At 74.6% G+C, this 5013-nt stretch carries 7 protein-coding genes and 1 pseudogene; 2 read left to right on the top strand and 6 right to left on the bottom strand.

All coding sequences use genetic code 11. From position 1 onward, the window contains the following. Window positions 1-156 precede the first annotated feature (156 nt). From AC0CYZ_RS10710 to AC0CYZ_RS10700, 3 genes are read right to left on the bottom strand one after another with little or no spacing between them, the layout of a single operon-like run. Entirely contained in the window at window positions 157-837 is a 681-nt protein-coding gene (locus tag AC0CYZ_RS10710; protein ID WP_472215059.1) for a zf-HC2 domain-containing protein, read from the bottom strand. Beyond that, a complete protein-coding gene (locus AC0CYZ_RS10705; protein WP_472215057.1) occupies window positions 834-1379 on the bottom strand; it encodes a sigma-70 family RNA polymerase sigma factor in 546 nt (181 codons plus the stop codon). Before AC0CYZ_RS10705 ends, AC0CYZ_RS10710 begins: the two co-directional genes overlap by 4 nt. 5 nt (window positions 1380-1384) lie before the next feature. Beyond that, entirely contained in the window at window positions 1385-1807 is a 423-nt protein-coding gene (locus tag AC0CYZ_RS10700; RefSeq protein WP_472215055.1) for a hypothetical protein, read from the bottom strand. 148 nt (window positions 1808-1955) lie between these two features. Here AC0CYZ_RS10700 and AC0CYZ_RS10695 point away from each other — a divergent pair, with 148 nt between their 5' ends. Then, on the top strand, window positions 1956-3026 hold the full coding sequence (locus tag AC0CYZ_RS10695; RefSeq protein WP_472215053.1) for a hypothetical protein: 1071 nt from the start codon (window positions 1956-1958) through the stop codon (window positions 3024-3026). Here the strand turns inward: AC0CYZ_RS10695 and AC0CYZ_RS10690 are convergent. The 3 genes from AC0CYZ_RS10690 to AC0CYZ_RS10680 form a co-directional block, all read right to left on the bottom strand. Beyond that, window positions 3007-3723: a GntR family transcriptional regulator gene (locus AC0CYZ_RS10690; RefSeq protein WP_472215051.1), complete on the bottom strand. Its 717-nt coding sequence runs from the start codon at window positions 3721-3723 to the stop codon at window positions 3007-3009. The genes AC0CYZ_RS10695 and AC0CYZ_RS10690 overlap by 20 nt on opposite strands. 72 nt (window positions 3724-3795) lie before the next feature. Continuing rightward, the gene (locus tag AC0CYZ_RS10685) at window positions 3796-4041 is read right to left on the bottom strand and encodes a hypothetical protein (RefSeq protein ID WP_472215049.1); all 246 of its coding nucleotides are present in this window, start codon (window positions 4039-4041) and stop codon (window positions 3796-3798) included. Between the two features lie 262 nt (window positions 4042-4303). Next, a complete protein-coding gene (locus AC0CYZ_RS10680) occupies window positions 4304-4795 on the bottom strand; it encodes a hypothetical protein (protein ID WP_472215047.1) in 492 nt (163 codons plus the stop codon). Between AC0CYZ_RS10680 and AC0CYZ_RS10675 the strand changes: the two are divergent. Then, a pseudogene (locus AC0CYZ_RS10675) lies at window positions 4769-5013 on the top strand (hypothetical protein); the annotation flags it as partial. The gene AC0CYZ_RS10680 and the pseudogene AC0CYZ_RS10675 overlap by 27 nt on opposite strands.

The raw sequence follows: 5013 nt of genomic DNA, 5'->3' as shown, positions 1-5013 counted from the left end.
CAGGGTGGCGGGATCTACGCCTCGGGCCTGACGCCACCGATCCTCACGTCGCTGCTGGCCCTCGGCGGTGGCGCGCCCTGGTTCGCAGCGGGCTACCTGTTCCTCGCGGCGGTGGTCAGTACGGTGGCGGCGCTGAAGGCGCGGCCGCACGAGCACCTATGACCGCATGACCACCGCACCCTCCGCCGTGCGGACCTCGAGGCCCGAGACCCGGTCGGTCGGGAGGTCGGTCGAGGCGGCGACGCGGACATCCTGGCCGGGTGGCGGGCTCCAGCTCGCGATCTGCTCGAGCCGGCCGTCGACGCCGCGGACCACCAGCACGTAGGTGGTCCGCGGCGCGTCCGGGGGCGGCGGAGGGTGCGGAGCGCCCTCGTAGACGCAGGTCAACGACACCTGGGTCCCCCACGGGCGTGCGGTGAGGCCGGCGAGGCCGGAGGACTCCGAGCCCGCGACGCCGGGCAGCGCGACCTCGCGGGCCTGCGCCGCGACGTCCGGGTCCGGGGCGGCCGCGGGACCCGGGCCCGTCCACGCCGCCACCCCTGCCCCGACACCGAGGGCGACGACGACGGCGGCCGCCGCGGCCAGCAGGGCGACGCGCCGGCGCCGTCGGACCCGGCGCACCGTGCCCGCGAGGATCTCGCCGGGCGGCTCCGGGGCCGCCGGATCCACGACGGGGGCCGCGGCCCGCGAGAGCAGACCCGGCAGCCCGGCCACCGCGGTGAGCTCGGCGCGGCACGTCGGGCAGCCGTCGAGATGGGTCTCGAACGACTCCCGCTCCGGGGGGTCGAGCGCCCCGAGGACGTAGACCCCGACGTCGAGGCGGTGCGGGCAGCTCATGTGCCGACCCCCATCTCCTCCAGCGCCAGTCGTAGCGCCCGCAGCCCGTAGTGCACCCGCGACTTGACGGTCCCCGCGGGGATGCCCAGCACGGCCGCCGCCTCGCCGACCGTACGACCTCCGTAGTAGCACTCCACGATCACCGCGCGGTGCTCGGGCGAGAGCCGGTCGAGGGCCGCGGCGACGGTCCAGGCCTGCACGGCGGCCTCGGCGTGGTCGGTCACGGTGTGCGCCCCCGGAGCCGTCCCCGACTCCGCGCCCACGGGGTCGTCGGACAGCAGCTCCGGGCGCGCCGCGCGCGACCGCCACTCGTCGATCAGCACGTTCCGCAGCGTCCGCAGCAGCCAGGGGCGGGGGTCGCCGCGACTCGGATCGAGGGCGGCCGGGTGGCGCCAGGCGCGCAGCAGGGTCTCCTGCACGGCGTCCTGCGCGCGCCCGCGGTCGGCGGTCGTCCGCAGCGCCACCGCCCAGAGGGCGGCGCCGTGCTGCTCGTGGAGCACGCGGATCAGCTCCGCGTCCCCCGACTCGCGCGCCACCTCCACCTGGGTCAGCGTCGCACGGCGCGCGTGAACGACCACGCCGTGAGCCAGACGATCCCGACGGTCAGCACCAGCGCCCCGGGCACGTGGACCTTCAGGTTCCCCTCGTCGCCGAAGTAGGCCTGCACGAAGCTGCACACGAACACCAGGACGGCCACCACCGGCGGCCACCACGGTCCACGCTGCGCCCGCGCGTAGAGGATCGCGGCGAGGGCGAGCGCCCCCGTCACGACGTGCAGCACGATCGCGCCGGTCGCGTGGGTGGCGATGGCGGGGCCGCCGCGGGGCAGGATCTGGCCCGCCGTGACGTACTGCAGGACGAGATTGAGCACGGCCAGCACGGCCGTCACCTGCACCGCGCGCAGCAGGCCGGGCGCGCCACCCGTCGTCCGGGACCCGTGATCGATCGTGCTCGCCGTGCTGTGGGTCATCGCCACGCCCTCCGCTCGGGGTTCCTGCCCGGGAACACGGAGCCGGCGGCCGAACGGTTCACCGGGACGACGAACCGTCGCCGAGCAGCGCCCGGCGCGGGAGGATCGCCTCCGACGAGCAACGACACGGTGGGCGAGGGAGGCCGGCGTGGCCGGACGGGTGACGAGCGATCTCCTGCTGGTGGGCAGCCTGCCCACGCCCTCGGCCGAGGAGGCGTTCCGGGCCGGGGCGGGCCTCGTCGGGGACCTCGTCCCGGCCCTGCCCGACGGTGAGTCAGGCGCGCTCAGCATGTGGGTCGCCTTCGACCGCACCCGGCTGCTCGAGCCCCATCCCGACATCGAGGTGCTGGTCCCGAGCGGCTCCCCCACCGGGCGCGCGCGGCACGCCTACGAGACGGCGCGGCTGACCGTGCGCGAGGGCGTGGATCCGCTGCGCTTCGACGCGTGGCCGCGGGTGCCGGTGATGCTGGAGTCCTACGCACTCTTCCGCCGCCTGCGCGACGAGGGCGTCATCCCGGCCGGCCAGCGGTTCCAGGTCAACTTCCCGGGCCCGTCGAGCGTGTTCACGGGCGCGTTCAAGGACCACTACGCGCGGGACTGGGCGATCGTCGGGCCGGCGCTGGAGGACCTCACGCGACGCTCGATCGACGAGGTGCTCGCGACGGTCCCGGCGGACGACCTCGCGCTGCAGTTCGACTTCGCCTACGAGGTGCTCGACAACGAGCAGGTCCTCGGCTGGACCGAGGGCGGGCAGGAGGGGGCGTGGGACCGCTTCGCCGGGCCGTGGTCGCGCCTGGCCCCGCACGTCCCCGAGGACGTCCTGCTCGGCCTGCACCTCTGCTACGGGACGTTCCCCGAGTGGCCGATGTTCGAGGCCCGGGACATGGGACTCCTCGTGCACATGGCCAACCACGCCGCGGCGCACTCCGGGCGCCCGCTGGACTGGCTGCACCTGGCCGGCCCGCGGTACCTGCGCAGCGAGGACCAGGCGTTCTTCGCCCCCCTGGCCGGTCTGCATGTGCCGCACACCCGGGTGTTCCTCGGCATCGTCCTCCCCCTCGACGGCGAGGACGGACTGCGCCGCCGGCACCGGACGGCCTCGCGGTTCCTGGACGACTTCGGGGTCGCGATGTACTGCGGCTTCGGGCGTCAGCCGGGGCAGGACCCGGCGGAGACGCTGCGGGAGCACGCCGAGGTGGTCAGGAGCGTCCTCCGGTGAACGCGGCGACGATGCGGGCCTCGGCGTCGGCGAGGTAGTCGGCCACCTCGAGCGCGGCCTTCTCGAGCTCCCCGCGCTCGACGAGCGTCGCCACGGCGTCGTTGCGTTCCAGGTAGGGCTCGTGGAAGTCGCGGTGGGTGCCCATCAGGTGGAAGGTCAGCCGCATCTCGGCCAGCAGCAGGTCCATCTGCTGGTCGAGCCGCGTGCTGCCGGCGAGCCCGACGAGCGCCCGGTGGAAGTGCTGGTTGGCGTCCGCCACCCCGCTCCAGTCCGCCGCGGTCGCGGCGGCCCGCCCCTCCTCGACGGCCCGGCGCACCAGGGCGACCGCCGCCTCGTCGTGCGCGCGTTCGCCCGAGCGCACCGCTCCGGGCTCGACGATGCGCCGGGACCGGTAGACGTCGTGCACGTCGGCCACGCCCGGCGTCGTGACGAAGACCCCGCGGTGCGCCTCGCGCACCAGGATCCGCTCGGCGACGAGCTGGCTGAACGCCTCCCGCAGGGTGTTGCGCGAGACTCGCATCGCATCGCAGAACGCCTGCTCCCCCAGTCGCGCCCCGGGGAGGAGCCGTCCCTCCACGACCTGCTCGCGCAACGCGTCCGCGACCCGCTCGGCCGTCGACGACGTCTGCGCGACGCGGGCCGTGGACAGCGCCTCGAGCGCGGCGCGGGCGGCCGGGTCGGGATCGGCGACGGTCACGACGCCGAGCCTACCGACCCGTCCTCATGCCGGATCGTTGAACGATGACGAGGATCGCCGACGGGCCGAGGGTCAGGTCTCCTCGAGGTCGAACGCGTCGTCACCGACCCAGACCCGCAGGCCCTCGCCGTCCTCGGTGATCGCGCCCTCCTCCTCCTCGGAGAGCTCCCGGGCGGCGCCGAGCGCGCGCTTCGAGTAAGAGATGCGACCGTCCCCGAGGTCCTTGGGGCGGTACTCGGAGGCGAGCACCGCGGTCCGGCTGCGGGTCGCGAGCAGTTCGGCGTTCTCGGCCCCGACCTCGGCGATCCACTCGTTCATGAGCGGGATCACACTCTGGCCGGGCCCCGCCCGCCAAGATCCGGTTCTGGTCGGCAGCATGTGCTCCGGGCCGGTTCGGCCACGCGTCCTCGCGAGGCGCTCGAGGACGAGTGATCCGGAACCGTCGGGAGGGTCGCCGCGTGGACCTCGGTGGCTGCGGCCGCAGCCGTGGAGGTCCACTCGGGCCCGGGGGCCAGACCGAGTGGACCGCGACGGCTGCCGTAGCAGCCGTGGGAGTCCACCCGGCCTCGCCGACGGGGCCTCAGGAGCGGTTGAACAGGCGCCGCAGCCCGCCCTCGCGCTTGTGGGGTGACGGCTTCCCGTCCTCGTCCGCCTGCCCGTCGGCGTCGCGCTGGCTGGGCAGCGGGATCTCCTCGGTGTGCTGGTCGGCGTTGTCGTCCGCCGCGTGCCGGGGGCCCTGGTCCTCGAGCCGCACGCCCTGGTCCCGGCTCGGCCCCTGGCCGGAGTCCTGGCCGGACTGCTGGTGGGCCCGGGTCTCCTGCTGATCGGACCCGCCCTGATCCTGACCGGACTGCTGCTGGTGGGCCTGGGTGTCCTGGTCGTCGTCCTCGGAGCCCTGGTCCTGGTCGGGCCGCTGGTGGACCTGGGTGTCCTGGTCCTCGGTGTCCTGGTCCTCGGTGTCCTGGTCCTCGGAGTCCTGGTCCTCGGAGTCCTGGTCGTTCGAGTCCTGGTCGGTGTGCCGGTCGACGAGTACGCCGGCGGGACGGTGGTGCTCCCGCAGGCCGGTGAGCACACCAAGTCCGAGGACGAGAAGTCCGGCGCCGACGGCACCGACCAGGACTCCGACGACCAAGACTCGCACGACCAGGACTCGAACGACCAGGACTCCGAGGACCAGGACACCGAGGACCAGGACACCCAGGTCCACCAGCGGCCCGACCAGGACCAGGGCTCCGAGGACGACGACCAGGACACCCGGGCCCACCAGCAGCAGTCCGGTCAGGATCAGGG

The sequence above is a fragment of the Actinomycetospora sp. genome (assembly GCF_055612215.1).
Note: the sequence above shows the minus strand (reverse complement) of the source record. Positions and strands in the feature narration are given on the sequence as shown.

Bases quoted from the DNA above. Each gene is read 5' to 3' on its own strand.
- AC0CYZ_RS10710 (WP_472215059.1), bottom strand. From the start codon at position 837: ATGAGCTGCCCGCACCGCCTCGACGTCGGGGTCTACGTCCTCGGGGCG.
- AC0CYZ_RS10700 (WP_472215055.1), bottom strand. From the start codon at position 1,807: ATGACCCACAGCACGGCGAGCACGATCGATCACGGGTCCCGGACGACG.
- AC0CYZ_RS10685 (WP_472215049.1), bottom strand. From the start codon at position 4,041: ATGAACGAGTGGATCGCCGAGGTCGGGGCCGAGAACGCCGAACTGCTC.